The organism is Bradyrhizobium sp. ISRA442 (assembly GCF_038085055.1).
Classification (GTDB): Bacteria; Pseudomonadota; Alphaproteobacteria; order Rhizobiales; family Xanthobacteraceae; genus Bradyrhizobium.
The window spans coordinates 485,629-507,322 of sequence record NZ_JALGCN010000004.1 but is presented as its reverse complement, the minus strand read 5'-3'; the positions used below and the strand labels follow the sequence as shown (position 1 = coordinate 507,322).

At 62.2% G+C, this 21,694-nt stretch carries 29 protein-coding genes, 2 tRNA genes and 1 pseudogene; 10 read left to right on the top strand and 22 right to left on the bottom strand.

Annotated elements, in window-relative coordinates; all coding sequences use genetic code 11:
• Positions 1–67 precede the first annotated feature (67 nt).
• Positions 68–1,195, bottom strand: coding sequence for an isovaleryl-CoA dehydrogenase (locus MTR72_RS12100; RefSeq protein ID WP_280970987.1), 1,128 nt, complete (start codon positions 1,193–1,195; stop codon positions 68–70).
• Between the two features lie 146 nt (positions 1,196–1,341).
• Between MTR72_RS12100 and MTR72_RS12095 the strand changes: the two genes are divergently transcribed.
• Entirely contained in the window at positions 1,342–2,370 is a 1,029-nt protein-coding gene (locus MTR72_RS12095; protein ID WP_280964012.1) for an AraC family transcriptional regulator, read from the top strand.
• Positions 2,371–2,498: 128 nt separating this feature from the next.
• On the opposite strand, the gene MTR72_RS12090 is transcribed toward MTR72_RS12095, so the two are convergent.
• From MTR72_RS12090 to MTR72_RS12080, 3 genes are all read right to left on the bottom strand, one after another.
• A complete protein-coding gene (locus tag MTR72_RS12090) occupies positions 2,499–2,795 on the bottom strand; it encodes a DUF3551 domain-containing protein (RefSeq protein ID WP_280964013.1) in 297 nt (98 codons plus the stop codon).
• Between the two features lie 223 nt (positions 2,796–3,018).
• Positions 3,019–3,513 (bottom strand): Lrp/AsnC family transcriptional regulator, encoded by a 495-nt coding sequence (locus MTR72_RS12085; protein WP_280964014.1) that lies wholly within the window; start codon positions 3,511–3,513, stop codon positions 3,019–3,021.
• Positions 3,514–3,640: 127 nt separating this feature from the next.
• Entirely contained in the window at positions 3,641–3,946 is a 306-nt protein-coding gene (locus tag MTR72_RS12080; protein ID WP_280964015.1) for an ETC complex I subunit, read from the bottom strand.
• A 250-nt stretch (positions 3,947–4,196) separates the two neighbouring features.
• On the opposite strand from MTR72_RS12080, the gene MTR72_RS12075 reads away from it, so the two are divergent.
• Positions 4,197–5,366, top strand: a complete 1,170-nt coding sequence (locus MTR72_RS12075; protein WP_280964016.1) for an OpgC domain-containing protein — start codon at positions 4,197–4,199, stop codon at positions 5,364–5,366.
• Between the two features lie 82 nt (positions 5,367–5,448).
• Here MTR72_RS12075 and MTR72_RS12070 read toward each other — a convergent pair whose 3' ends face one another.
• Positions 5,449–5,640: a hypothetical protein gene (locus MTR72_RS12070; protein ID WP_280964017.1), complete on the bottom strand. Its 192-nt coding sequence runs from the start codon at positions 5,638–5,640 to the stop codon at positions 5,449–5,451.
• Between the two features lie 701 nt (positions 5,641–6,341).
• On the opposite strand from MTR72_RS12070, the gene MTR72_RS12065 reads away from it, so the two are divergent.
• Entirely contained in the window at positions 6,342–6,614 is a 273-nt protein-coding gene (locus MTR72_RS12065; RefSeq protein ID WP_280964018.1) for a hypothetical protein, read from the top strand.
• A gap of 6 nt (positions 6,615–6,620) precedes the next feature.
• On the opposite strand, the gene MTR72_RS12060 is transcribed toward MTR72_RS12065, so the two are convergent.
• The 4 genes from MTR72_RS12060 to MTR72_RS12045 form a co-directional block, all read right to left on the bottom strand.
• Positions 6,621–6,697, bottom strand: a tRNA-Pro gene (locus MTR72_RS12060).
• 74 nt (positions 6,698–6,771) lie between these two features.
• Complete coding sequence (locus MTR72_RS12055) at positions 6,772–7,257, bottom strand: DUF192 domain-containing protein (protein ID WP_280964019.1); 486 nt, start codon at positions 7,255–7,257, stop codon at positions 6,772–6,774.
• A 151-nt stretch (positions 7,258–7,408) separates the two neighbouring features.
• Positions 7,409–8,074 carry a cold-shock protein gene (locus MTR72_RS12050; RefSeq protein ID WP_280964020.1) on the bottom strand — a complete coding sequence of 222 codons (666 nt, stop codon included), beginning with the start codon at positions 8,072–8,074 and terminating at the stop codon, positions 7,409–7,411.
• A gap of 196 nt (positions 8,075–8,270) precedes the next feature.
• Positions 8,271–9,032: a Sir2 family NAD-dependent protein deacetylase gene (locus MTR72_RS12045; RefSeq protein WP_280964021.1), complete on the bottom strand. Its 762-nt coding sequence runs from the start codon at positions 9,030–9,032 to the stop codon at positions 8,271–8,273.
• Positions 9,033–9,504: 472 nt separating this feature from the next.
• On the opposite strand from MTR72_RS12045, the gene MTR72_RS12040 reads away from it, so the two are divergent.
• Entirely contained in the window at positions 9,505–9,669 is a 165-nt protein-coding gene (locus MTR72_RS12040; protein ID WP_162832225.1) for a hypothetical protein, read from the top strand.
• 60 nt (positions 9,670–9,729) lie between these two features.
• On the opposite strand, the gene MTR72_RS12035 is transcribed toward MTR72_RS12040, so the two are convergent.
• Positions 9,730–10,014, bottom strand: coding sequence for a hypothetical protein (locus MTR72_RS12035; protein WP_280964022.1), 285 nt, complete (start codon positions 10,012–10,014; stop codon positions 9,730–9,732).
• Positions 10,015–10,296: 282 nt separating this feature from the next.
• Here MTR72_RS12035 and MTR72_RS12030 point away from each other — a divergent pair, with 282 nt between their 5' ends.
• Both MTR72_RS12030 and MTR72_RS12025 read left to right on the top strand, forming a co-directional pair.
• A complete protein-coding gene (locus MTR72_RS12030) occupies positions 10,297–10,527 on the top strand; it encodes a hypothetical protein (RefSeq protein WP_280964023.1) in 231 nt (76 codons plus the stop codon).
• An 80-nt stretch (positions 10,528–10,607) separates the two neighbouring features.
• Positions 10,608–10,733 (top strand): hypothetical protein, encoded by a 126-nt coding sequence (locus tag MTR72_RS12025; protein WP_280964024.1) that lies wholly within the window; start codon positions 10,608–10,610, stop codon positions 10,731–10,733.
• On the opposite strand, the gene MTR72_RS12020 is transcribed toward MTR72_RS12025, so the two are convergent.
• The 3 genes from MTR72_RS12020 to MTR72_RS12010 form a co-directional block, all read right to left on the bottom strand.
• Entirely contained in the window at positions 10,730–10,930 is a 201-nt protein-coding gene (locus MTR72_RS12020; RefSeq protein ID WP_280964025.1) for a hypothetical protein, read from the bottom strand. The two genes, MTR72_RS12025 and MTR72_RS12020, sit on opposite strands and share 4 nt — an antisense overlap.
• Positions 10,931–11,087: 157 nt before the next feature.
• Positions 11,088–11,438, bottom strand: a complete 351-nt coding sequence (locus tag MTR72_RS12015; protein WP_280964026.1) for a GrlR family regulatory protein — start codon at positions 11,436–11,438, stop codon at positions 11,088–11,090.
• Positions 11,439–12,652: 1,214 nt separating this feature from the next.
• Positions 12,653–12,949 carry an HU family DNA-binding protein gene (locus tag MTR72_RS12010; protein ID WP_280964027.1) on the bottom strand — a complete coding sequence of 99 codons (297 nt, stop codon included), beginning with the start codon at positions 12,947–12,949 and terminating at the stop codon, positions 12,653–12,655.
• 338 nt (positions 12,950–13,287) lie between these two features.
• Here MTR72_RS12010 and MTR72_RS12005 point away from each other — a divergent pair, with 338 nt between their 5' ends.
• Positions 13,288–13,590 carry a hypothetical protein gene (locus MTR72_RS12005; protein ID WP_280964028.1) on the top strand — a complete coding sequence of 101 codons (303 nt, stop codon included), beginning with the start codon at positions 13,288–13,290 and terminating at the stop codon, positions 13,588–13,590.
• A 358-nt stretch (positions 13,591–13,948) separates the two neighbouring features.
• On the opposite strand, the gene argC is transcribed toward MTR72_RS12005, so the two are convergent.
• The 3 genes and pseudogenes from argC to MTR72_RS11990 all read right to left on the bottom strand — a co-directional run bounded on the left by argC (position 13,949) and on the right by MTR72_RS11990 (position 15,694).
• The gene (argC, locus tag MTR72_RS12000) at positions 13,949–14,926 is read right to left on the bottom strand and encodes an N-acetyl-gamma-glutamyl-phosphate reductase (RefSeq protein WP_280964029.1); all 978 of its coding nucleotides are present in this window, start codon (positions 14,924–14,926) and stop codon (positions 13,949–13,951) included.
• Positions 14,927–15,054: 128 nt separating this feature from the next.
• A pseudogene (locus tag MTR72_RS11995) lies at positions 15,055–15,201 on the bottom strand (transposase); the annotation flags it as partial.
• A 100-nt stretch (positions 15,202–15,301) separates the two neighbouring features.
• Positions 15,302–15,694, bottom strand: coding sequence for a hypothetical protein (locus MTR72_RS11990; RefSeq protein WP_280964030.1), 393 nt, complete (start codon positions 15,692–15,694; stop codon positions 15,302–15,304).
• Between the two features lie 157 nt (positions 15,695–15,851).
• On the opposite strand from MTR72_RS11990, the gene MTR72_RS11985 reads away from it, so the two are divergent.
• Both MTR72_RS11985 and MTR72_RS11980 read left to right on the top strand, forming a co-directional pair.
• Positions 15,852–16,304 (top strand): VOC family protein, encoded by a 453-nt coding sequence (locus MTR72_RS11985; protein ID WP_280964031.1) that lies wholly within the window; start codon positions 15,852–15,854, stop codon positions 16,302–16,304.
• Positions 16,305–16,620: 316 nt separating this feature from the next.
• On the top strand, positions 16,621–17,268 hold the full coding sequence (locus MTR72_RS11980; protein ID WP_280964032.1) for a glutathione S-transferase family protein: 648 nt from the start codon (positions 16,621–16,623) through the stop codon (positions 17,266–17,268).
• 67 nt (positions 17,269–17,335) lie between these two features.
• On the opposite strand, the gene MTR72_RS11975 is transcribed toward MTR72_RS11980, so the two are convergent.
• From MTR72_RS11975 to MTR72_RS11965, 3 genes are read right to left on the bottom strand one after another with little or no spacing between them, the layout of a single operon-like run.
• Positions 17,336–17,557 carry a hypothetical protein gene (locus MTR72_RS11975; RefSeq protein WP_280971182.1) on the bottom strand — a complete coding sequence of 74 codons (222 nt, stop codon included), beginning with the start codon at positions 17,555–17,557 and terminating at the stop codon, positions 17,336–17,338.
• A 3-nt stretch (positions 17,558–17,560) separates the two neighbouring features.
• A complete protein-coding gene (locus MTR72_RS11970; protein WP_280970988.1) occupies positions 17,561–17,806 on the bottom strand; it encodes a porin in 246 nt (81 codons plus the stop codon).
• A gap of 53 nt (positions 17,807–17,859) precedes the next feature.
• On the bottom strand, positions 17,860–18,114 hold the full coding sequence (locus MTR72_RS11965) for a PilZ domain-containing protein (RefSeq protein ID WP_280964033.1): 255 nt from the start codon (positions 18,112–18,114) through the stop codon (positions 17,860–17,862).
• A 198-nt stretch (positions 18,115–18,312) separates the two neighbouring features.
• Between MTR72_RS11965 and MTR72_RS11960 the strand changes: the two genes are divergently transcribed.
• Positions 18,313–18,387, top strand: a tRNA-Glu gene (locus MTR72_RS11960).
• 102 nt (positions 18,388–18,489) lie between these two features.
• On the opposite strand, the gene MTR72_RS11955 is transcribed toward MTR72_RS11960, so the two are convergent.
• The 3 genes from MTR72_RS11955 to MTR72_RS11945 all read right to left on the bottom strand — a co-directional run bounded on the left by MTR72_RS11955 (position 18,490) and on the right by MTR72_RS11945 (position 21,370).
• Positions 18,490–18,837, bottom strand: coding sequence for a hypothetical protein (locus tag MTR72_RS11955; protein ID WP_280964034.1), 348 nt, complete (start codon positions 18,835–18,837; stop codon positions 18,490–18,492).
• Positions 18,838–18,988: 151 nt separating this feature from the next.
• On the bottom strand, positions 18,989–20,176 hold the full coding sequence (locus MTR72_RS11950; RefSeq protein WP_280964035.1) for a 6-phosphofructokinase: 1,188 nt from the start codon (positions 20,174–20,176) through the stop codon (positions 18,989–18,991).
• A gap of 51 nt (positions 20,177–20,227) precedes the next feature.
• The gene (locus MTR72_RS11945; RefSeq protein ID WP_280964036.1) at positions 20,228–21,370 is read right to left on the bottom strand and encodes a fructose-1,6-bisphosphatase; all 1,143 of its coding nucleotides are present in this window, start codon (positions 21,368–21,370) and stop codon (positions 20,228–20,230) included.
• Between the last annotated feature and the right edge of the window lie 324 nt (positions 21,371–21,694).

Sequence of the window (21,694 nt, the reverse complement as noted above, 5' to 3'; positions counted from 1 at the left end):
CTGCTGAATGTGGTGAGACGCCGCGACAGGTTGGACCCGTTTCGCGGCAATTCCAATCGCGTGGAGGCTACGTCGTCTCCGCCATCAGCTCGCGGCCGATCAGCATGCGACGAACCTCCGAGGTGCCGGCGCCGATCTCGTAGAGCTTGGCATCGCGCCAAAGACGTCCCGTGGGAAACTCGCTGGTGTAACCGACGCCGCCGAGCGCCTGGATCGCCTCGCCCGCCATCCACGTGGCCTTCTCCGCGGAATAGAGGATCGCGGCGGCGGCGTCCTTGCGTAAGCTGCGCGCATGGTTGGCACGGTCGCAGGCGCGCCCCACGGCGTAGACATAGGCGCGCGTGGCCTGCCAGGTCGAATACATGTCGGCGAGCTTGCCCTGCATGAGCTGGAAATCGCCGATCGGCTGGCCGAACTGCTTGCGCTCGTGCATGTAAGGCACGACCACGTCCATGCAGGCCGCCATGATGCCGAGCGGGCCGCCGGACAGCACCGCGCGTTCGTAGTCGAGGCCCGACATCAGGACCTTGACGCCCTCGCCCACGCCCCCGAGCACGTTTTCTTCCGGCACTTCGCACTCGTCGAAGAACAGCGGATAGGTGTTGGAGCCGCGCATGCCGAGCTTGTCGAGATGCTGGCCGTGGGTGAAGCCCTTGAAGCCCTTCTCGATCAGAAACGCGGTCATCCCGCGCGGCCCGGCCTCAGGATCGGTCTTGGCGTAGACGACGAGCACGTCGGCATCGCCGCCATTGGTGATCCACATCTTCGAGCCGTTGAGCACGTAACGGTCGCCGCGCTTGTCGGCGCGCAGCTTCATGGAGACGACGTCGGAGCCAGCGCCGGGCTCGGACATCGCAAGCGCGCCGACATAGTCGCCGGAGATCAGCTTCGGCAGATAGCGCTGCCGCTGCACCTCGTTGCCATTGCGGCGGATCTGATTGACGCAGAGGTTGGAATGGGCGCCGTAGGACAGCCCCACCGCGGCCGAGCCGCGTGAAACCTCCTCCATGGCGACGATATGGGCGAGATAGCCCATGTTGGAGCCGCCATACTGCTCGGGCGCCGTCATGCCGAGCAGGCCGAGGTCGCCGAGGCGCTTCCAGAGGTCCGCCGGGAACAGATTTGCCTTCTCTATCTCGGCGGCGCGCGGCGCGACCTCCGCCTCCACGAAAGCGCGCACGGTATCGCGCAGCATGGTGATCTCTTCGCCCAGATCGAAATCGATGCTCGGGATATTCAAGGCGATTCCTCCGTTCTTATCAGGCCCGAACCTACCCCCGCGCGGGCGCCACAGCGGTCTAAAAGGTTGCATTTTCCGCCAAGTTTGGCGAGGATTTTTCCATGACCTTTCAAGCCGCGACCGCGACGCCCCGCCGCGCCATGACGCCAGCCGCCTTCGTCCGCGGCGTGGTCGCCGCCTACGATCGCTACGGACGCGACCCGGCCGAGGCCCTCGGCAAGGGCCAGGTAACGGCAGACCTTGTCAAATCGACGGATGGAAGGGTGACAGCCGCCCAGTTCGAGGCGCTGGCGGGCCACGCCATGCGCGAGCTGGACGACGAAGCACTCGGCTGGTTCTCGCGCCGCCTGCCCTGGGGCACCTATGGCATGCTGTGCCGCGCCTCGATCACCGCGCCTAATCTCGAAGTCGCGCTCAAGCGCTGGTGCCGGCATCACCGCCTCCTGACCGAGGACGTGCTATTCGAGCTCGCGATCGCCGATGAAACCGCAGTCATTGCCGTTCGCGAGCTGCGCGACCTCGGCGCCTGCCGCGAGTTCTGCCTCGTCACCCTGCTGCGCTACGTGCTCGGCTTTTCCTGCTGGGCCGTCGATTCGGCGATCGCGCTCCGCGAAGCGGAATTTCCTTATCCCGAGCCGCCCCACGTCTCGGTCTATCCGACGATCTTCTGCAAGAACGTCCGCTTCCGCGAGGACTGCGCCGGCATCGTCTTCGACAAGCACTATCTCTCGCTGCCGCTCACCCGCAGCGCCACCGACCTCGACACCATGCTGAAGGGCGCGCTGCGCCTGACCGTGCTGCCCTATCGGCGCGACCGACTGCTGGTGGAGCGTGTCCGCCGCGTGCTGCGTGGCGCGCGCGGCCGCGTCCTGGGCGCCGAAGACGTCGCGAGCGAACTTGCGCTCTCCACCCGCACCATGCATCGCCGCCTGCGCGAGGAAGCGACCTCGCTGCGCGACTTGAAGGAGGAAGCCAAGCTCGAGCTCGCCAAGCAGGAGCTGATGCGTGGCCGCGTGCCGATCAAGCGGATCGCCGAGCTCGCCGGCTTCCGCAACGAAAAGAGCTTTTCCCGCGCCTTTCGCACCTGGACCGGCGCTTCACCGCGCGAGTTTCGCGGCAGATATCGTTAGGTCGCGCGCATGCGAAGGCCGAACAGCGTTCGCTTTCAACCGTTGCAGGCGTCATACTTTTGCGGCCTCCGAGAACAAGCTCGGAGACCGCTATGGCTGGAAACTGATCTCAATCCGATACGATTGCGTTAGTTCGAGTTGGTTTGTGCGCCCGGCCGAAGCTTGGTGCGCGACTGCGACTGCTTCGGCTGAAAGGCGAGAGAGTCGTTCGTGCTCTTCGCGCCGCTCTGTGAACACGATCCGCCGATGCCGGCGGCTGCAGACCGGCAGGCCTCCATCGTCGGATAGCCGCAGCCGTGAGCGGCTTGGGCGCCGTTGGTGATGCAGTAATCGTCTGCACGAGCGGCCGGTGCCGTCATCACGAGAAACGCGGACGCAAACAGCGTCGCAGCAGAGGCGACGAACGTCTTCGAGGTCGAGGTCATCTGTCTTTTCCTGATTCAGGGTCCCACAAAAGCGTCCTCGGCGTGCGGCGCGCGCCGAGCTTCACACCGCGCATGTGGGGAGCGGGCCAGGGCCGACAATCACGGATCACCGCATTGCAGTAATTCCCAAATCACATGTCACAGTTAGGTGATCTACTAAGCTTTTCGGTCAAGCCATTGGAATGTTGGAATGAAATTGCCAACTACCTCGCCGGTAAAGCTGCTAGCCTGTCGAGGTGACTTCCGCGATCTCCTGCACGGGCAATGGCACGTCCTTCGCCACTCCCAGCACCGGAAAGCTGCGGACGTTCTTCACGTTCGGCATCGCCGCGAAATGCAGGAGCTGCTGGCGCATGCTCTCGACGCTCGGCGCCACGCATTTCAGCAGATAGTCAGTATCGCCGGAAATCCGCCAGCACTGCTGGACGCGCGGGATCGCGGCGATCGAGCTTTCGAAGGCCTCCAGCACCGGCTGGGCCTGGCTGCCGAGCTGTATGGCGACGAACGACACCACCTCAAAGCCCAGCAGCCGCTCATCGATGACGGCGCGGACCGCCCGGATGACACCGCGGCTGAACAGGGCCTTCAGCCGCCGCAGGCAATTGGGCGCGGAGACGCCGACGCGAAGCGCGAGCTCGTTGTTGCGCACGCGGCCGTCCTGCTGCAGCTCGGATAAGATCTTCAGATCGACGCCGTCGAGCTGGTGACGCCCCGCCATACCCACCTCGTCAGGATTCCGTCATGCCTCGGATCAACGAAGCACGGCGCGGAATCGCTGCCAAGGGCTCGACGAGGGGATTCGGGCGGCGGGACCGCCGGTGTGGATCCGGCTCAGCGGGTCCGGCTCAGTGCGTCCAAGGCTCGCCGCGGCGGAAGGAGAAATTGTCGGCATAGGCAGCCGGCCGGCGCTGGGGCTCCTTGGGCTCGATCACCTGGTAGGCGATGCCCTTGCGCTCGCAATAGGCGACCGCCTCCTCTTTGGTGAGGAAGCGCAGCGTGATCTGCTGCTTCATGTCCGCCGACGATGTCCAGCCCATCAGCGGCTCGACCGCCCGCGGCAGCTCCGGCTCGTAGTCGAGCTGCCATTCCCGGGTCATGGACTTGCCCGATTGCATCGCGTTTTTGGCGGGCTTAAAAATGCGTGCGGTCATTGGTCGGCCGGGCCCCTTGCGACTTTGGTCGATTTTGATGCGTCACGGTAGCAGTTGGTGGAAACCGCGGGGATAGTATAGAGACACCATTCGGGAACTGATTGGTGATTCCGCCCCTGGGTAACCTGGCCGAGGGTATAGTCATTATGCTGCGCCGTGACAATTGCGTACCCGCCTCCGTCCGGATCCCGCCCGGCGGCACTGTTCCGCCGATGCCTGCGTGTCCGTCCTCTTCGAAAGCTCCCCTCGCATGGCCTTCCTGAACATCAGTGCAACGCTCCCGGAAAAGGGACGCGACCTGCGGCTCGACCTGTTTCGCGGGGTCGCGAACTGGGCGATCTTCCTCGACCACATCCCCGACAACGTGGTGAACTGGATCACGACGCGCAATTACGGCTTCAGCGACGCCGCCGACCTGTTCGTCTTCATCTCCGGATACACCGCCTCCTTCGTCTATGCGCGGATGATGCTGGAACGCGGCTTCATCGTCGGCGCCACCCGTCTGACCAAGCGGGTCTGGCAGCTCTATGTCGCCCACATCATTCTGTTCGTGATCTACATCGCCTCGATCAGCTACCTGGCGCTGCGCTTTGGCGATTCAGAGATGATCAACGAGTTCAACGTGGCAGGCCTCGTCGACAACGCCACCGAGACCTTGCGGCAGGGCCTGTTCCTGCGCTTCAAGCCGCTCAATCTCGACGTGCTGCCGCTCTACATCGTGCTGATGGGCCTGTTTCCCCCGGTGCTCTGGTTCATGCTGCGCAAGCCCGACCTGACGATGGCGGCGTCCATCGCGCTGTGGCTGGCTGCGCGTCATTTCGGCTGGAATCTGAACGCCTATCCGGCCGGCCAGTGGTACTTCAACCCCTATTGCTGGCAGGTGCTGTTCGTGTTCGGCGCCTGGTGCGCGATGGGCGGCGCGCGGCGCTCGATGACCTTGATCAATTCGCAGATCACGCTCTGGCTCTGCCTCGCCTACCTCCTGTTCGCGCTGATCATGACCATGGCCGGCCGCTTCCCGAGCTTGGGCGCCATGTTGCCGGAATGGCTGTTCTCGGCGTTCAACCCGAACGACAAGACCAATCTCGCGCCCTATCGCTTCATCCATTTCGCCGTGATCGTGATCCTGGTGATCCGCTTCGTGCCGAAGGATTGGCCGGGCCTGGAATGGAAGGTGTTCGATCCCTTGATCGTGTGCGGCCAGCAGTCGCTTGCCGTGTTCTGCGTCGGCGTATTCCTGTCATTCGTCGGCCACTTCGAGCTGTCGATGAGCTCGGGCTCGGTGTTCGCGCAGATCTTCGTCAGCATCGCCGGCATCGCGATCATGACGACCGTCGCCTACTACATTTCCTGGTCTAAACGGCAGGACAAGCCGCTGAAGCCGCCCTCACCCAAGCCGACGCCGGCAAAGGCCGGCTGAGCCGGCGCAAGCACGGCGTCCGGCCGAACCAGCCCGGACGCGCCGGTTCGATCACGTGCGAGCACCCGAACGGGGTTGGCGTTCAGGCCGCTTCGTCGTTGTACTCGGTGAACTTCTTGTAGATCCAGTCGCGACCGTCATGCCGGCGCCAGACCTTGCCGAACACAAGCTGTCCGTTGATCGAGCGCCGCGGCACGATCACCGTCCAGAGGTGCCAGATCTCGGTCCAGCCGGATCGGGGACGGAGATTTCCGGGGTTTGAATCGAAAGCCATGTCGAACCGAAAAGCCTTGGCGGACAACTCGCACGAAACGAACCGCCGCGACGAATGCGATCTCGAGTGAAGCGGGTTGGCGCCCATCGTCGCGAGCCGTGACCGATGTGATAGCGCTTGCGAAAGTCGCCGCAACAACGGCCCGTCCTTAACCTAACCGGTCAACCTTACTCATCCCGAATAGCCAGGTTTCGGCCGTTGAAACGCCGGCGTCTCCCTCCTAAAATACCAGCCTGATTTGAGACGAGACGCGCCGTTTTGAGAGCGCGTGACATTTGACCGAGAATTGCTGAAGCAACGTATTGCCCGGATTGATCACCATGAATTTGCAGTGTGCATGTTTGCATCTGGCGATCGTACAGCCGCCGCCCGCCCCGGTCGTCGAACGGGGTGCCGATCAACTGCCGAAAGCCGCCAACGACAATCGTCGGGCCTGGCCGTTGATCCCGTTTCCTACTGGTTGGTACGCCTCGAGCTGACCCGCGCTGCGCTGAACAGCGCGACGCCGCACAAGCGGAGTATCCTCGCTCGGCGGCGTCCGTTAGGCATTGGGCGCTGAAATCCCCAACACCAATATGTCGCCGGCGACGTTCAAAGGTTCGACGATGCTGCGCGAATTCTGTACCGCCAAGTCTGCACCAATACCTTGAAAAACCGCGTAGAAGTCGCGCTGTGCGGAGAACAAACGCCAAGGTTTAAGCATGCATGCGAGCGTGCATTTCGGCGCCTGCGATCGAGCGCTGGTTAGGCGTGTCGACGACGTTGCCGAGGAAGACGTTGTGGCGGTCGACTGCGACGTCGCAGCCGCCGTGCTGAACGAATCAATCGCGCTGATCGACATCGCCGAAGCGATAGTTCAGGCGCACCCCAAATATCCGAGAGGAACAGATTACGTGCGATCAAACGGCCCGCGCCAGCGCCCTGGGCGCCACGCGCTGACCTTCCGGATCGCTGTTTGCCGGATCATTGCTTGAAATTGCTGGTCGGGGCAGCTGGATTCGAACCAACGACCTGCAGTACCCAAAACTGCCGCGCTACCAGGCTGCGCTATACCCCGCATATCCAGCGAGCCCCGTCGATACACGCTTCCCGGGGCGCCAGCAAGGCTGGCATTGGCCCCGCCAAACGGCTCTATTTGCTGCCGAACAGCGGGTGGGCGACGCGGTCGCCGGGTCGGATGCCGTACTTCTGTGCCGTGCCCGCCGGCACCTCCAGAACACCCCTCGCAAGCCCTTGAGACGAGATGATTTTCGTCGAGAGCGGCTCGGTATTTTCTGCAATCCGCAGGATGCGGCCGTCGGCGCGGATGAAAATCATGTCGAGCGAGATGTAGGTGTTCTTCATCCACATCGACACTTCCTGCTCGGGGTTGAAGTCGAACAGCATGCCTTTGCCGTCGGCGAGCTCCTTGCGGTACATCAGGCCGGTCTGCTTTTCCTCCTCGGTGGTCGCCATCTCCACCGAGAACACCTGGACGCCGTTCCTAGTGACGATCTCGAGCGGCTGGAAGCTGGCGGCGCGGACGGGCGCGTTCGCGATCGCAAAACCGGTGACAAGAAGAACGGCGGCAAGCCAGCCCCGGGCACGGGACCAGACAGCCTTTCGATCAAAACTCATGGGACGGCACTCATAGCCTGGCGGCGTGGGAACTGGCTCATCCTTACGCGGCGATCATGACAAAAGCCAGATCGCGCGGTCCGCTCCGGCCGCGCGCCTCTGCTCACGATTGCGGGACTTGGCGGCCCACGCCAGTGGGAAATCCAGTCGTCTAGTGGGAAGACAATCCTGGCGACCCCGTCTCCGGATGGATCTCCGCCGCCATCATGCCCTTGGAGCCCGGCCCATAGCGGACCAGGACATACTGGCCGGGCCGCAATTCGGTCATACCGAAGCGGCGCAGCGTCTCCATGTGCACGAAGATATCGGGGGTTCCCTCCCCACAGGTCAGGAAGCCGAAACCGCGTAGCCGGTTGAACCACTTGACCTGGGCGCGCTCCAGTCCGCTGGTCGGCGTGACCGTCACGTGGGTGCGTGGCGGCAGCATCTGCGCCGGATGGATCGCGGTCGACTCGTCCATCGAGACCACCCGGAACGCCTGATAGCCCTTGACGCGCTGGATGCACTCGACGACGACGCGTGCGCCTTCGTAAGCCGTCTGGAAACCGTCGCGCCTCAGCACCGTCACATGCAGCAGCACGTCCGGCCAACCGTTGTCCGGAACGATGAAGCCGTAGCCCTTTGAAGCGTCGAACCACTTGATGACGCCGGTGACCTCGACGAGGTTGGCACCGGCTTCGCCAAGTCCGGTGAAGGGATTGAGCGCTGCATCCCGGCCGCCACCACCGAGCTCGCCTGGCGCAAGCCGGCCCGACGATGCGCCTCCCGGCGCAGGAACTCCGACCTTCTTGGACTCAAATCCGTCCGACGACCCCATAACCCCGGACCCCACACTGCCATGCCACCCGCCTCAGCGGCGGTGTCGAATCACGCGTCTATCGAGAACCTTCCCAGCAAGACGCGACGCGAATCTTTCGAATCGAAGATAACACTCCCGGTTGAGAGGCATAGACAAAAAAGAGATTCGCCGGGACCTATGAACAGCTTGCACACGCGCGAATCAAAATGTCGGCTCAATTGCCGACAAACGGCCCGAGCGATTCGCCGATGTCGTGGTGGATCACGAGGTCGGCGATATCGTCCTGATCAGTCGGCTCACGATTGATGATCACTAAACGCGCGCCGCAATTCTTCGCCATCATCGGAAAGCCCGCGGCCGGCCACACCACAAGCGAGGAACCGATCGCGATGAAAAGGTCGCAGGCTTGCGACAGCTCGGTTGCACGCTGCATTGCATCCTCCGGCATCGCCTGGCCGAACGAGACAGTCGCGGTCTTCACCGGCTCGTCGCATACGGTGCAGTCGGGCGCGGCGCCATCCGCCTCGAAGCGGCGCTTCACCCAGTCGAGCTGATAGATCTGCCCGCATCCAATACAACACGCGTAAGTCGTGTTGCCATGAAGTTCAATCACATGGTCGGTGGCGAAGCCCGAGACCTGGTGCAGATTGTCGATGTTCTGGGTGATAACAGAGGGAACCTTGCCGGCACGGTAGAGCGAGGCGAGTGCCCTGTGGCCGCGTCCGGGCTTCGCCGCGGCAAAGGTCGCCTCCATGGCGAAGCGGCGGCGCCAGGATTCGTCGCGGGCGTCCTGGCTGGCGACGAATTCATCGAACGGGATCGGGCGGTTGCGGGTCCACAAGCCGCCAGGCGAGCGGAAGTCGGGGATCCCGCATTCGGTCGAAATGCCCGCACCGGTGAACGGGACGATGGTCTTGGCCGCGGCGATCATCTCGCCGAGCTGTTCAACGCCGCTGCGAAGATCCGATGCGATCATGGAGAAGCCATCCGTATTCTCGGCATCGCTCTATAGCACGCCGGACCGGGTGCTGCCGCGGTCCAACGGAATGCGTGCGCTGCTTTCTGCGCCGCCTTGCCGTGGGCGAGCTGCTCGAGATCGGCCTCGGGCTCTGCCTGCCGTGCCGCTACCTTTTCCACGAGTCTTTGTTCGCGCGCTCGCGCAGCTCGCTTTTCGATGCTCGGTGAGTCCACATCGATCTTCGCGATCGCAGTCCCCCGATTTATTTTTTTGGCGAGCTGCAAGGCGTGCAAGCGACAAGGCTGTTGACGCTCCTATCTATCGTGAAGCGAACAGCGGTCGACAAATTTCTCCGCCCTTTGCTTATCACAATCCTGCAATGCCTCCTCCCCATTGACGCCAAAATCGGGAGCGCAGATGCATATGTAAATGCGACTCAGCGTGATGCGGCGGCACTGCTTGAGTTCAGTAGTGAACAGAGGGGATGGTCATGACCGAAGACGAAGAACGCAAAGCACGCGAGCGCGATGAAATTGCCGCACGTGTCGCGGCCTTCCGTGCCACGCAGGAAAAATTCAAACGCGAGCGCGAGGAATATTTCGTGTCCACACTGGAGAATGCCCGCAAGGTGGAACGTCCCTCGCTCTGGCCATAAAACGCTACGCTGAAACCATCGTACGTGAAAAAGCCCGGAGCGCTGCTCCGGGCTTTTCGCTTACCAGTGATGGCGATAGTAGTGGTGTCGGTAGTAGACCGGTCCGCCGTAATAGGCGTACGGGCCCGGTTCGTAGTAGTAGCCAGGGCCGCCATAATAGCCGTAGGCGGGGCCGTAGCCGTAATACGGATGAGACGCCGCGATGGCGCCCGCCGTGATGGCGCCGGCGGCCAGACCGAATGCCAGGCCCGGTCCAATGTGACGCGCCTGCGCAGGTGCCGGCGCCGTAACCGCGGCCACGCCCACCGCTGCAACGGTGGCCAAAACTGCGAGTGTCTTCTTCATGATGCATCTCCTCCTTCGCACCTCGCGAGGTAACGCGGACGACCTTCCGATGGTTGCGCAAAGCGGGAACCGCGGCCCGTGCAAAGAATGCCGGAACGAAGGGAACAGCATCGTGCCTCGTGCGTTAGTGCCATGAGTGCGAGCCTCCGCTATCCGGTAGAGGCGAGAGCACGAAGACCCCGTCAGCATCCGCAGTGGTGTTGGCGGGGTTTTTGGTTTCACGGAGGGAGATGGCAGCAGAGGCGGCCTGCTGCCAACGGGGCGGATGATGGAGGAGGAAACATGCCGATATCCGCTCTGCTGGCACGCATCCGCAAATTGATTCCGAACACGAAGGACCAACACTACGACGAGATTGTCCGCAACTTCGGTGTCGGTGCCCTGCGGCCGCCGCCAACTCCGATGAGCGACCGCGAGCTCGCGCGCGCCATCGCCGAGTTCCTGAAGGACTCACCCTCCTCGGAGACGGTGGCAAACCTCCGCCGCCGGCTTGACCCCACGTCGGGAGTCTGAATGTTGCCTGTGTGGCCGTTCCGGAACAAGGAGCTCGGTCATGGCGTTGGAACTGTGCTCCACGTAAAATGAGGCGCAGCATGCCGGCGTGGCTCGAAATCCTGCTGAACCTGGCCGGCTACGCCGGGTTCGTGGTGCTCGCCACGCGCGGCGTGTCGTGCCAGCGCTCGTCCGGCGACGATCACATCTACAGCGATAAGCGCTAGTTCGTGTGTAGAGCTTGGCCCGCCGTGCGCACCAGCCGGTCGGCCTTGACGAGGACATGGGTGTCCTCCACTTGCGGGCGCAGCGAGAAGCTGATCACCACGAAGGCGAGGCAGAACAGCGAGCCGACGACGGCGACGCGCCGATAGGTATGCCTGTCACCCTGGTAAAAGGACGGTTCTGAAAATAATGGCGTCATGTCAAAGGTGTCTTGGCGAAGCTGTTTCTTGCTTGTCTTTGCCGATACACCTATCCCAACCCTCCGCAACTGCAACGCGATTGGGGTTTTAACCTAACCGAATAGCGTTATCGCGGTCGGTGCAAGCTTTCGTTAGGACTTGGCGCGATCGCGCAGATCAGATGTCGGCAAGCCGCTTGAGCGTCGCACGGAAGCTCAGGCTGCGACGGCCCTCGACCAGCACGGTGCCGAACACCTCGGCTCCGTCGTCGCTGAATGTGCCCGAAAAGCCACTCGTCGCCTCCTCGCCGCCGAACAGCGGCCGGATGAAGGGATCGGAAAACGGCGAATGCTGGTTGGTGACGAGCTCACCCTTCCAGGTGCCGTTGCCGACCGTATACGATCCACGCGACCAGAAATACGGCCCGCCGCCGAGCAGCACGCCATCGCGCAAGACCAATATCCCGCTGTCGCGCCCCTTCACGCCGTCGAGCATATGGATGTGGATCGAGTAGAGCCCGTTCTTCATGGATGCGCCCGCCGCTGAGAGCGACGATATCGCCGGACGGGGCGAACGTCGAGACGGTGACGCACGAAGTTTCTGGCAGCTCTGCGGACCGTTTTGTTCCAGCTTCGACGCCATTTCGTTCTCAAGGAACGAATCGGAATCGAAGAAATCGGCGCGGATGAGTTCCTAACAATTGGTTCGCGCGCATGTGAATGAGATCCCCGATGCGTCGATGCTGGTGTTTGCTCCGTCATTGCGAGCGCAGCGAAGCAATCCAGGAATCTTTCCGCGGCGACAATCTGGATTGCGTCGCTGCGCTCGCAATGACGAGATTCGGGTACGACGTTCCACGATTTCACTGTCATCGCCCGCCTTGTGCGCAATTGCGCACTGGGGCGGGTGATCCAGTATTCCAGAGGCGGAGCGAGTATACGGAGAAGCCGCGGCGTACTGGATGCCCCGGTCAAGCCGGGGCATGACAGCGATGTATGGGAAGGCGAAATGCCAACAACACCGAAAGACGCCCCTACCCGCCTCGGCCTCATTCGCGCGACGATGCCGACGTGTCATGACAAAGCACTCTGCACCGATATCGGCAGTCACAGCTTGTTCTGCATCCGACTCCATTTCGTTCTCAAAGAACGAATCGGAATCGAAGAAATCAGCGCGGATGAACTCTTAACAATTGGTTGGAGCGCGCGTGAATGAGATGCCCGATGCGTCGATGCTGGTGTTGCTCCGTCATTGCGAGCGCAGCGAAGCAATCCAGGAATCTTTCCGCGGCGACAATCTGGATTGCGTCGCTGCGCTCGCAATGACGAGATTCGGGTACGGCGTTCCACGATTTCACTGTCATCGCCCGCCTTGTGCGCAATTGCGCACTGGGGCGGGCGATCCAGTATTCCAGAGGCGGAGCGAGGATACGGAGAAGCCGCGGCGTACTGGATGCCCCGGTCAAGCCGGGGCATGACAGAAGCGATTCCTAACGATCAATAAAGGCGCACCGGCGCAACCTCTTTTGCCGCAGGAATTTCGAAACGACCGCGAGGACATTAGCGATCTCCCGACCGGGTCGGCATCAATAGACGAGTTGCTTTTTGGATTTTCAACCTTAAGTTGGAGATACGCTGGCGGCCAGGCGCTGAAATCCCATTGCCGTCAGCAAGAGAGCCCCGTGCGAAGGCGCGAGGTTCTTCTTTTGGGCTGCCTAAACAGTCAAAGCCCTCGCCCCACCTTCAAACGGCGTCCTTGACCACCTTCAGCGGTGACGCCTTGACCGACTTGCTCGCGGGCTTGGCCGCAAACTGCATCGGCTCCTTCGTGAAGGGATTCACGCCCATCCGGGCTTCGGTCGCGGGCTTGTTCACCACCGACATCTTCACAAAGCCGGGAATGACGAACTCGCCGGACTCGTTGAGCTCCTTGTACCCGACGGTCGCCATGTACTCGATGACCGATTTCACATCGTTCTTCGAAAGCTGCGTGCCTTCTGCAATTGCGTCGATCAATTGAGTCTTCGTCATCTTCGCCATGTCTGAATTCCTTTTGTGCGAGCGAGCAAATCCGGGACGCGGCTGAACCACGCAATGCGCTGCCATTCATGCCAACGGTCATGAAGTCACCGGGCTTAGAACCCATCGAGGGCCAAAACACAAGGCGCGCCCAGGGCGGATTCCACGCCTTTATCCCCAGCCGGCAGTATCCGTCAGGTCGAGGCATCCGCACGACCGAAGGGTGTGCCGGCTCAACATCGCTCCCGTCTAACGAGTCACCTCATAGTGAAACTTGTGTCTCAGCCTGCGTTGTTGAGACTTCAGTAACCCAACGCCTCCAAGCTCCCATCAGTATCGTTGCGTTGGAGTAGCCCACAGTGCTGGATTTTGACGAGCTGCGTGAACTCGCGGCTGACGTTCGCATTTTTGTCGATCTCGCCGAAGACAAGGCTGAAGCGCTAAGAGCCGTCATCGCCGCTTATGACGTGGTGTTGGCGATCTTCCCTTGCAAAGAGGGTATGGGCCTTCATGTCATCAAAGGCAGAGAAATCCTGAACATGATTGCAAAATCACGGACCCATGCGATCTACAGCCACACGGCCATCGCGGTTCCCGACCTGGAGCATGCAGAAGTGCTCAAGCACCTGACGGCCCCCGTCGAGCGACGGATTGCAGCGTAGTTGCAGGCGGCGGCCTTGTCGGGGATTACGGAGACGATGCATCAAATTCGTCCGCCATTGCCATCAGCTCCGCGGCGTCGCGTAAATTGGGTGCACTGTCACCGTAACTCGAGGTCGGTCAGGGCCATGATGCCGTCGTCACCGGCGCCGTAGACCCAGACAACGCCGTCCTCGACGTTCATTTCGGCTATGTCCCGCAACCAGTCTTCATCTTCGCCGAGTCCTCGCAATCTTGAGCAGGCCGGCCTGGCTCAAGCCAACCAGCCTCCTCCAAACCCGGGACGGTTCAGTCCGTGAAATGGGGTCAATTTCAACCTCGGACAAGCAAACGACGGACAACACGGACTCGCAAAAGATCTCACGGCCAAACAGGTACGCCGTCCAGCCCCGCAGTTTCTGGCAGGCCGCAGATCAGGTTCGCATTCTGCACCGCCTGACCGGCCGCTCCCTTGCCGAGATTGTCGACCACGCCCATCGCGATCACCAAGTTGCGCTCTGGATCGGCCGCATAGCTGACGAACGCGAGGTTCGAACCGGTTGCCCATTTGGTCTGCGGCGGCTTGTCGGTCACGCGGACGAATGCCCGCCCGGCGTAGAAGCGCCGGGCCGCGTCCAAGCACTGGCCCGTGGTGGCGCGGCCGCGGCAGTACATGGTGACGAGAACGCCGCGGGTCATCGGCACCAAGTGTGGCGTGAACACCAGCCCGGCCGCGCTGCCGCCACTCAGCCGCTCGATCGTCTTGGCAATCTCGGGCATGTGGACGTGCTTGAGCAGACCGTAAGGCAGCAAGTTCTCGTTGCTCTCGGCATAGCCGAACTTGCTGTCAGCACCGCCCCGGCCGGCACCGGAGATGCCGGTCTTAGCGTCGATCACGATGTTGCCAGGCTCGATCAGCTTGTTGACCAGCAGCAGCGCCAGCGCGTTCAGCGTCGCCGCGGGGAAGCAGCCCGGGTTGGCAACGCGCGTCTGACCCTCGATTTGGGCTGGCCAGACGTCGGCCAAGCCGTACGCCCAACCCTCGACGTAGCGGTGGTCGCCGCCGATATCGACGATCTTCACGTCCTTGGGGACGCGCGCCAGCGCCTCGGCCGAGGCGCCCGTGGGCAGCGACGCGAACAGCACGTCGAGCTTCGGCAGGGTCACAGGGTCCCACTTCTCGATCACCAGCTCGGCCAGCTTGGCCGGCACACCAGGGAAGCGGTCCACCAACCGGCTGCCGGCGCTGCCCTCGCCCGCGGCGTAGATCAGCTCGAAAGACGGGTGGCTCGCGACCAGGCGCATCGCCTCGCCGCCGCCGAAACCGCTGATCCCGACAATGCCGACGCGAATGCTCATGGTGGTGTCCTACTGCTGGAGTGAGCGAACAAGTTTAGCGAACACGCGCTGCCGGCGCGGCGGCTCAGTCCGCAACCGGGCGTTCCATGAACAACAGCCAATTGCGTAGGTCGTCGGGCATGTCAAGCGACCCGGTCGCGATTCTTGCTGAACGTGCCGGCATCCCCGACCGGCGCATCCATCGCCACGCCGACAAACCAGCGGAACAGCGGGTTGTAATCCAGTTGCTCCATCAGTTGCCGTTCGGAGTTACGGTGACAGTGCATTAAATTCATTCGTCCTCGCCACCCTCTTGGTTCTGCGGCTTCGGACCACGCTTAGCGAGCAACACCAATTGAGTGCACTGTCACCGTAATTTTAGGGGCTTCGTCGCTGTTATTTCGTGAACCAGTCCATCAGGGCATTAAGAGCAGCGAGGCTCACAAAGAAGGCCCCTCCCCACAACAAGTAGAAGAAGCCCTTAAACAGGAATGCAAACACCGACTCTTTTGATGCGATGACATCCGCCAGCCTACCGACGAGCCAGAAGGTTAGCGCATACGGCACTCCGACCTTCAGCAATTTAAGTAGATTGACGAGGTGATCGCCGAAACACCACGCTACCGACCACCATAGTGAGATCCAGATCAAGGCGAACGTAGATGCGACTGCAACACCGTAATAGAGACCCGCAACGGGTCTGTCGGAGTCTTCGTAAGCGATCTTGCCAACGCAACCCGCGCCAAACATCGCCACCAACCATACAAGAGCATGAAAAAATGCAATCATATCCCCCGTTCGCTCACTCAATTTAGCTACAAGACCTAATGTGCCGTCCGGCCATCTAAGGCACTTCCATCATCCCAATCTGGCCCCTGCCCCTTGTCGCATTTTGCTGCTATTTGATGCTACCGTCGGTCCGAACAAAAACAAGGGAGCAACAACCATGCGTTACCTCCACACCATGCTGCGCGTACGCAATCTCGATGTCGCGCTGAAGTTTTATCAGGATGCGCTGGGGCTGAAAGAGGTGCGGCGGATCGAGAACGACAAGGGGCGCTTCACGCTGGTGTTTCTGTGCTCGGCGGACGATCTCGAAGGGCTGAAGAAGCAGCCCTCGACGCGGGGCGCACCGCTGGTCGAGCTCACCTACAACTGGGACGAGGAGAAATACGGCGAGGACCGCTTCTTCGGCCACCTCGCCTATGAGGTCGACGACATCTACGCGACCTGCGAGAAGCTGATGAAGGCCGGCGTCACCATCAACCGGCCGCCGCGCGACGGCAACATGGCCTTCGTCCGCTCGCCCGACCTGCACTCGATCGAGCTGCTCCAGAAGGGCGAGCCGAAGCCGCCGCAGGAGCCCTGGCTGTCGATGCCGAATACCGGCCATTGGTAAGGACTCCCGCGCCGCTGGCGCGCGGGAACCTGCCCTCTGGCCTCGCGTTCTCCCTTCAACGAGGAGACTGAAGGAGGACGTAATGGCGAGAGGGCTGTTGCTGTGGGTGCTGGGCGTGCCTATTCCCGTGATCATTCTGTTGTGGCTGTTGTTCAGCCACTGATCGCGCTGACAGCGCCGTGCATGAAAGCTCCGCCCCTGGCGGAGTTCTTTGCATGAGGCCTTTTTTGCATGAGGCCCTCGGCACAATCGCCGTCGCTCGACAAGCCAAATTCCGCTATCACCCGCGCAAACCCGGATCTGCGGGAGGAGCAACATGGCTGACAATCAACGGCCGAAACTGACGATCTGGGGCCGCGCCAACTCGGTCAATGTGCAGAAGGTGCTGTGGTGCCTGAGCGAGCTCGGCCTTCCCTATGAACGCATCGATGCCGGCATGCAGTATGGTCGCACCCGCGAGGCCGACTATCTCGCGATGAACCCCAATGCGCGCATCCCGACGCTGGTCGAGGGCGACTTCGTGCTGTGGGAATCCAATTCCATCATGCGTTACCTCTGCCTCGCGCACGGCCGCGGCACGCCGATCTATCCGGAGGCGCCGAAGAGCCGCGCCGCCGTCGACCGCTGGCTCGACTGGACCCTGTCGACCGTGCAGCCGGCCGACCGTCCGGTATTTTGGGGAATCGTGCGCACGGCGCCCGCGGAGCGCGACATGATCCAGGTCCAGAAGGACGCCGATGCGGCCGCCGAGGTCTGGGCGATCGCCGACCGCCAGCTCGCCACGCGCCGCTTCCTGGAGGGCGATCAGTTCACCCTCGGCGATCTCGCGGTCGGCGCCTATGCCCGGCGCTGGCTCGGCGTCGAGGGCATCAGCCGCCCCGCGCAGCCGCACCTGACACGCTGGCTCGCCGAGCTCGGCCGCCGCCCCGGATTCGCCCAATACGTCGCGCCCCCGATGTCGTGAGCCGCTGGCGCGGGCTAACAGGCGATAAACTCGTGATGAATCACGATTCCGCGTCAAGCCTCGGGCATCACGGCCGAAGTGGTCGGCTACTTTGCATGGGGTTGTTTTCGAGATTTTTGTTCTGGAGCCAGCCGCGTTCGACCAGCACGATGCAGACGATCAGCGCGAGCGTGACGGCGGCGGTGGCAAGCTTCTGGGTCCAGCTCAGGCCGCGTCCGACCCAAAGCAGCAGCGCGCAATAGATCAGCACGGGAACGACGATGTCGAGCCGCAACAGATCCGGCGCCATCTCTCAGCGCCGGATCGTCGTGTCGACGCTGATCGCGCCGCCGATCTTCACGCAGGTCCCGGTGCCATCGACCATGACAAAACCCCGGCCATAAGACGCGCAGGAATTCGGCTTCGCCGCCCCTGCCGCGCCTTTCAGCGGCAACGCCTTGCCGGCTTGCGGCCGCTCGGCGGCGGGAAGGCGCAAGGTCTCGGCCGCAGCCGCGGACGCCGCGCCAACTCCCATGAGGATGATGAGGAGTGCTCGCATCAGCGCGTTGTAGCCCGGACGCACACCCGACGCCATCGGGCATCGTGCCCGCGTCAAACGAACCTGAGGCCGGCCGATTTGCCGCGGCGCCAGATCACCTGGCAGCTCCGCCCGGTGCGGGCGTCGCGCGCGAATGCCATGCGGATGATACCGGGGAGCTGGCTCGCATCCTCGTCGAGCGTGATCTTCGCGCCCGTGCTCGAGATGTCCTGGACCAGGCAATGCCGCGCGGCGAACCCGCCGTCGAGCGTGATCCAGGCATGCTGCGACAGCAATTTACGATCTGCACGCTTCTTGGGCGGTGGCATAGATAAATTCTCCCGTTCCAGCGCTATCTCAGGGAACCCTAAGAAACGGTTGAAATCGGGCCCGAATAACCCCGGGGTTGGCGCTGTCCACCGACCGCGGGAGACCGTCCCCGAATGGCTTGCCCGCGGGCGGAAAGGCCACTATACGTTCGCCCGCCGCAAGCCGCCGGGCACGACTCGCGCGGGCGGCGGGCGTTTGCTCCCTTCGTCTATCGGTCAGGACGCCACCCTTTCACGGTGGAGAGAGCGGTTCGATTCCGCTAGGGAGCGCCACAATTCCCAAAAGCGCTTTGATCGCGTTGCCGGGCCGAACAAAGAAAGCCCCGCCGGTTCAAACGCCCGGCGGGGCTTTCGTTCGACGTGCGATCCTCGACTTCACGTTGTCTTGGTGAACATCGTCAGGACACCGTCGGCGATGTTGATAGCAACGACCTGTGCCGAATTCAGGCCCTTGGCCTTGAGCACGGAGACCGCCTGCGGTGTCGCGTCAATCGACTTCCGAAGCGACTGTATGTCTTCCTCGCTGGTGTGCGCGACGAGGTCATCGACCTTCGAGCGCACCGACGGTTGCAGTTCCTTGACGTCGACGACCTGTATGCTCCGTATCACCGTATCCGACCGAGCAGGCGCCTCCGATTGCGGTGGCGTTCCCTGAGCCAGCACGGAAGCCGGTATCCCGAAGGAGGCGGCTGCGATAAGGACGGTTGCCGCAAGCATGCGCATGATTGTTCCTTTCCAGATGGACGAACGACCAATTCTCCTACCGCCCAAATTTGGTTGGGGTCTGAATCTTCCATGACCATTCAGCGGAGCCAATGCGGCCACAATGCGCGCAAGACGCGTCACGCGATGCGTCGCAGAGTCGCGCGGTCGTTCAAGACGCGCGGTTGAGGAAGATCGGCAGCCCCCGCTTGCTGGAATAGAGAGGACGGTAGCGCTCCGTGTTGTATGTGCTGGCAACGTCCAGTCTGCGCGGCCCGAGCCTGGCGTCAGGAATGGGCACAAGGTCGTAGCGTCCCTCGACCAGCGCTGACATGAGGCCGGTCTTGCCTTCCAGGATGGCATCATAGGCCATGTTGCCGAAAGTCAGAGCGACGAGCTTGTCGATGAAGTCAGGGTCGCCCGATCGCAGGTCGTAGGTGAGATCAGAGACGATGGTCTCCTCGCCAGCGCGCCGCTTGATCTCGTCGGCAAGTGCTTCGGCCACGCTCGTCCTCTTGCGGTGACCGTAGGCGTCAGGCTCGCCGTATTCCTGCACCTTGTAGCCCTCCCATTCGGCGCCTTCGCTCAGCACGATCAGCGCGTAGTTGCTTGGGTTGGCGCGCTTCTCCTCGAGCAGCAATCGGATCAGCTTGTCGAGATTGACTTTGTACTCCGGTATCACGCATCGGATCGAGGTCGCGTATGCAGTATAGAGCGCCGTAAATCCGGCATCGCGGCCAAAGATGCGGAAAATGCCAACTCGCTCATGCGAGCCGATGGTGGTGCGCTGCCGCTGGATGGCATCGCTGGCGCGGGTAATCGCGGTCGAGAAGCCGATGCAATACTCGGTGTTGCGGACGTCGTTGTCCATCGTCTTCGGGATGGCGATGATCTTGACACCGAGTCCGTTGAGCTTATCCGCATAACTAAGTGTGTCGTCGCCGCCAATGGCGATGAGGTGTTCTATGCCGAGCCCCGACAGGTTCGCCAGCACCTGGCCGGTGACGTCCCAGGTCTTGGTTGCGACGCTGCCCTTGGTACTCTCCGAGACCGGAAGGTCTTGGCCAGCCAGATGATCGGGCAGCTTTTTCATTTTGGAGGGATTGGTGCGGCTCGAGTGCAGCACGGTACCGCCGCGTCGATCGATGACGCGCGTGTTTTCGCGGTTGAGCGGGATGAGGTAGTGGGATTTGCTGGCGGGGTCGTCGAGGTTCAGGTGCGTGAGGGCCTCCCAGCCGCGGCGGAGACCGACGACCTCGATGTCGTCCTCGCTGCCGCGATAGGTCACGGTCTTGATGATTGCGTTGAGGCCGGGGACGTCGCCGCCGCCGGTGAGAATGCCAATGCGTTTTCTCGCCACGCCCACCTCCCAATGTTGGCATGTCGCTATAGCGCCTGCGTCACACGTTCTCTATTCGGCCGCTTCCGGCTTGCGCTCCTCGCGCAGCCGGAAACGCTTCACGAGTGCGGATACGGTGTCGCGGAAGCCGCCATACTCCAATTCAGAATAGGGCAGCATCGCAGCACCGGACCAGCCCTGGCTGCGCATCTCGATTGCCTTGCTTTGCGCGCGCCGGCGCACCTCGTCCCACGCCGGATTGTCGAAGAAATCTGTGTAGGACTCGGAAAAGCGGCCTTCCTTGTCGATCGAAAAACCGGCGCAGGAAGCGATCGGCAGGCAATACATGCCGGTCACCGGTGTATTGAGCGGGACGGGCATCAGCGGCATCACGTGCGAGCCGCGCGCATCGCCGCCGACGAAGTGTGCCTTGGCGAAGGGAGAGACGATTTCCTCGGGCGCGGGGAAGATTCCCTGATTCCTGATGATCGCGACCGGATCATCCTTGCCGGTGTACTTGCCTGCGATCGCGTGAAGACGCTGCGCGGACACGGCGGCGGCGGCCTCGCCATGTGTCCGAGAAACGATGCGATCAATGCCAAAGCGCTCGTTGTCGCGGAGCAGCGCGGCAATGTGGTAGTTATCCGCGGGCGCGTCGAGTTCGATCACGCTGTCACCGGCCGTGTTGTCCATATCGATGATATGGAAACGGAATCCCTTGATCATCGGGGGCAGCATCAGCCCCGCGCAATACATGGGATCGGCGAAGGCGAGGTAGAGCGGCAGGTTGTAGGCGCCGGGGCCGCACTTGTCGGCGGCGAACACCATGAAGGACTCCGCCGGTCTCGGACCTGAGAGGTGGTCGAAGCTGAGTTCGGCGACGCCCGGGCCGGCACCGCGAATGTTCCCGGAAGGTGCGTCTGCGAGAAGATCCTGGCCGGCGCCGTAGAGGCCGGAGGTCTTCGCCACTGAAGTGGCGGCGAGAAACGCCTTCCAGGCGAATTGATGGATCTCGGAGCTCCCCTCGCCCCGCGTGTGCGTCATGATGATCGCGATGTCGTCGCCGGTGTGGCAGACAAAACCGTCGATCAAAAGACCATTGCAGATCGCCTTCGCGACCTCGCCTTCGACAGCCGCCATCATGCGTGAAGACGGTTTTGTATGCCCGCCAATGGAGCCAACGTCAGCCTTAATGACAGAAATGGTGAGTCTCATGAGCGTTTCTCCCCGCACAAGCTCAGCGCCTCGGCCTCGGCGCTCGCTGCGCCGGGGCGACGGCGCTGCTCATTCGCGGAAACGAACGTCTCAAGTGGCGATTAGGTTCCAGCCGGCGGCTTAATTGCCGCACTGAGTGGACGCGCGGCAGGACCGGCGTGAGGCAATCATCCCCTGCTCGGCAATTGGACGCCGGACGATATCCGCCGCGTCAACGGCGTCCCCGACCTCCGCCGCGACAGTTGGTCTCCTCACAATCGCGCGCGAGTTTACCTGAAATTTACCCCCGCTCGCGAGCGCCGGTATCATTTGCTTAGAATTTGC

Coding starts and splice junctions, on each gene's coding strand:
- MTR72_RS12040 (WP_162832225.1), top strand. CDS start 9,505: ATGACCGAAGACGAAGAACGCAAAGCACGCGAGCGCGATGAAATTGCC.
- MTR72_RS12100 (WP_280970987.1), bottom strand. CDS start 1,195: ATGCTGCGCGATACCGTGCGCGCTTTCGTGGAGGCGGAGGTCGCGCCG.
- MTR72_RS12035 (WP_280964022.1), bottom strand. CDS start 10,014: ATGAAGAAGACACTCGCAGTTTTGGCCACCGTTGCAGCGGTGGGCGTG.
- MTR72_RS12075 (WP_280964016.1), top strand. CDS start 4,197: ATGGCCTTCCTGAACATCAGTGCAACGCTCCCGGAAAAGGGACGCGAC.
- MTR72_RS12080 (WP_280964015.1), bottom strand. CDS start 3,946: ATGACCGCACGCATTTTTAAGCCCGCCAAAAACGCGATGCAATCGGGC.
- argC (WP_280964029.1), bottom strand. CDS start 14,926: ATGAGCATTCGCGTCGGCATTGTCGGGATCAGCGGTTTCGGCGGCGGC.
- MTR72_RS12050 (WP_280964020.1), bottom strand. CDS start 8,074: ATGGGGTCGTCGGACGGATTTGAGTCCAAGAAGGTCGGAGTTCCTGCG.
- MTR72_RS12020 (WP_280964025.1), bottom strand. CDS start 10,930: ATGACGCCATTATTTTCAGAACCGTCCTTTTACCAGGGTGACAGGCAT.
- MTR72_RS12010 (WP_280964027.1), bottom strand. CDS start 12,949: ATGGCGAAGATGACGAAGACTCAATTGATCGACGCAATTGCAGAAGGC.
- MTR72_RS11980 (WP_280964032.1), top strand. CDS start 16,621: ATGGCTGACAATCAACGGCCGAAACTGACGATCTGGGGCCGCGCCAAC.
- MTR72_RS11945 (WP_280964036.1), bottom strand. CDS start 21,370: ATGAGACTCACCATTTCTGTCATTAAGGCTGACGTTGGCTCCATTGGC.
- MTR72_RS12085 (WP_280964014.1), bottom strand. CDS start 3,513: ATGGCGGGGCGTCACCAGCTCGACGGCGTCGATCTGAAGATCTTATCC.
- MTR72_RS12070 (WP_280964017.1), bottom strand. CDS start 5,640: ATGGCTTTCGATTCAAACCCCGGAAATCTCCGTCCCCGATCCGGCTGG.
- MTR72_RS12055 (WP_280964019.1), bottom strand. CDS start 7,257: ATGAGTTTTGATCGAAAGGCTGTCTGGTCCCGTGCCCGGGGCTGGCTT.
- MTR72_RS11970 (WP_280970988.1), bottom strand. CDS start 17,806: ATGCGAGCACTCCTCATCATCCTCATGGGAGTTGGCGCGGCGTCCGCG.
- MTR72_RS11965 (WP_280964033.1), bottom strand. CDS start 18,114: ATGCCACCGCCCAAGAAGCGTGCAGATCGTAAATTGCTGTCGCAGCAT.
- MTR72_RS11990 (WP_280964030.1), bottom strand. CDS start 15,694: ATGATTGCATTTTTTCATGCTCTTGTATGGTTGGTGGCGATGTTTGGC.
- MTR72_RS12095 (WP_280964012.1), top strand. CDS start 1,342: ATGACCTTTCAAGCCGCGACCGCGACGCCCCGCCGCGCCATGACGCCA.
- MTR72_RS11985 (WP_280964031.1), top strand. CDS start 15,852: ATGCGTTACCTCCACACCATGCTGCGCGTACGCAATCTCGATGTCGCG.
- MTR72_RS12065 (WP_280964018.1), top strand. CDS start 6,342: ATGCATGCGAGCGTGCATTTCGGCGCCTGCGATCGAGCGCTGGTTAGG.
- MTR72_RS12030 (WP_280964023.1), top strand. CDS start 10,297: ATGCCGATATCCGCTCTGCTGGCACGCATCCGCAAATTGATTCCGAAC.
- MTR72_RS12025 (WP_280964024.1), top strand. CDS start 10,608: ATGCCGGCGTGGCTCGAAATCCTGCTGAACCTGGCCGGCTACGCCGGG.
- MTR72_RS12045 (WP_280964021.1), bottom strand. CDS start 9,032: ATGATCGCATCGGATCTTCGCAGCGGCGTTGAACAGCTCGGCGAGATG.
- MTR72_RS11975 (WP_280971182.1), bottom strand. CDS start 17,557: ATGGCGCCGGATCTGTTGCGGCTCGACATCGTCGTTCCCGTGCTGATC.
- MTR72_RS12090 (WP_280964013.1), bottom strand. CDS start 2,795: ATGACCTCGACCTCGAAGACGTTCGTCGCCTCTGCTGCGACGCTGTTT.
- MTR72_RS12015 (WP_280964026.1), bottom strand. CDS start 11,438: ATGAAGAACGGGCTCTACTCGATCCACATCCATATGCTCGACGGCGTG.
- MTR72_RS11955 (WP_280964034.1), bottom strand. CDS start 18,837: ATGCGCATGCTTGCGGCAACCGTCCTTATCGCAGCCGCCTCCTTCGGG.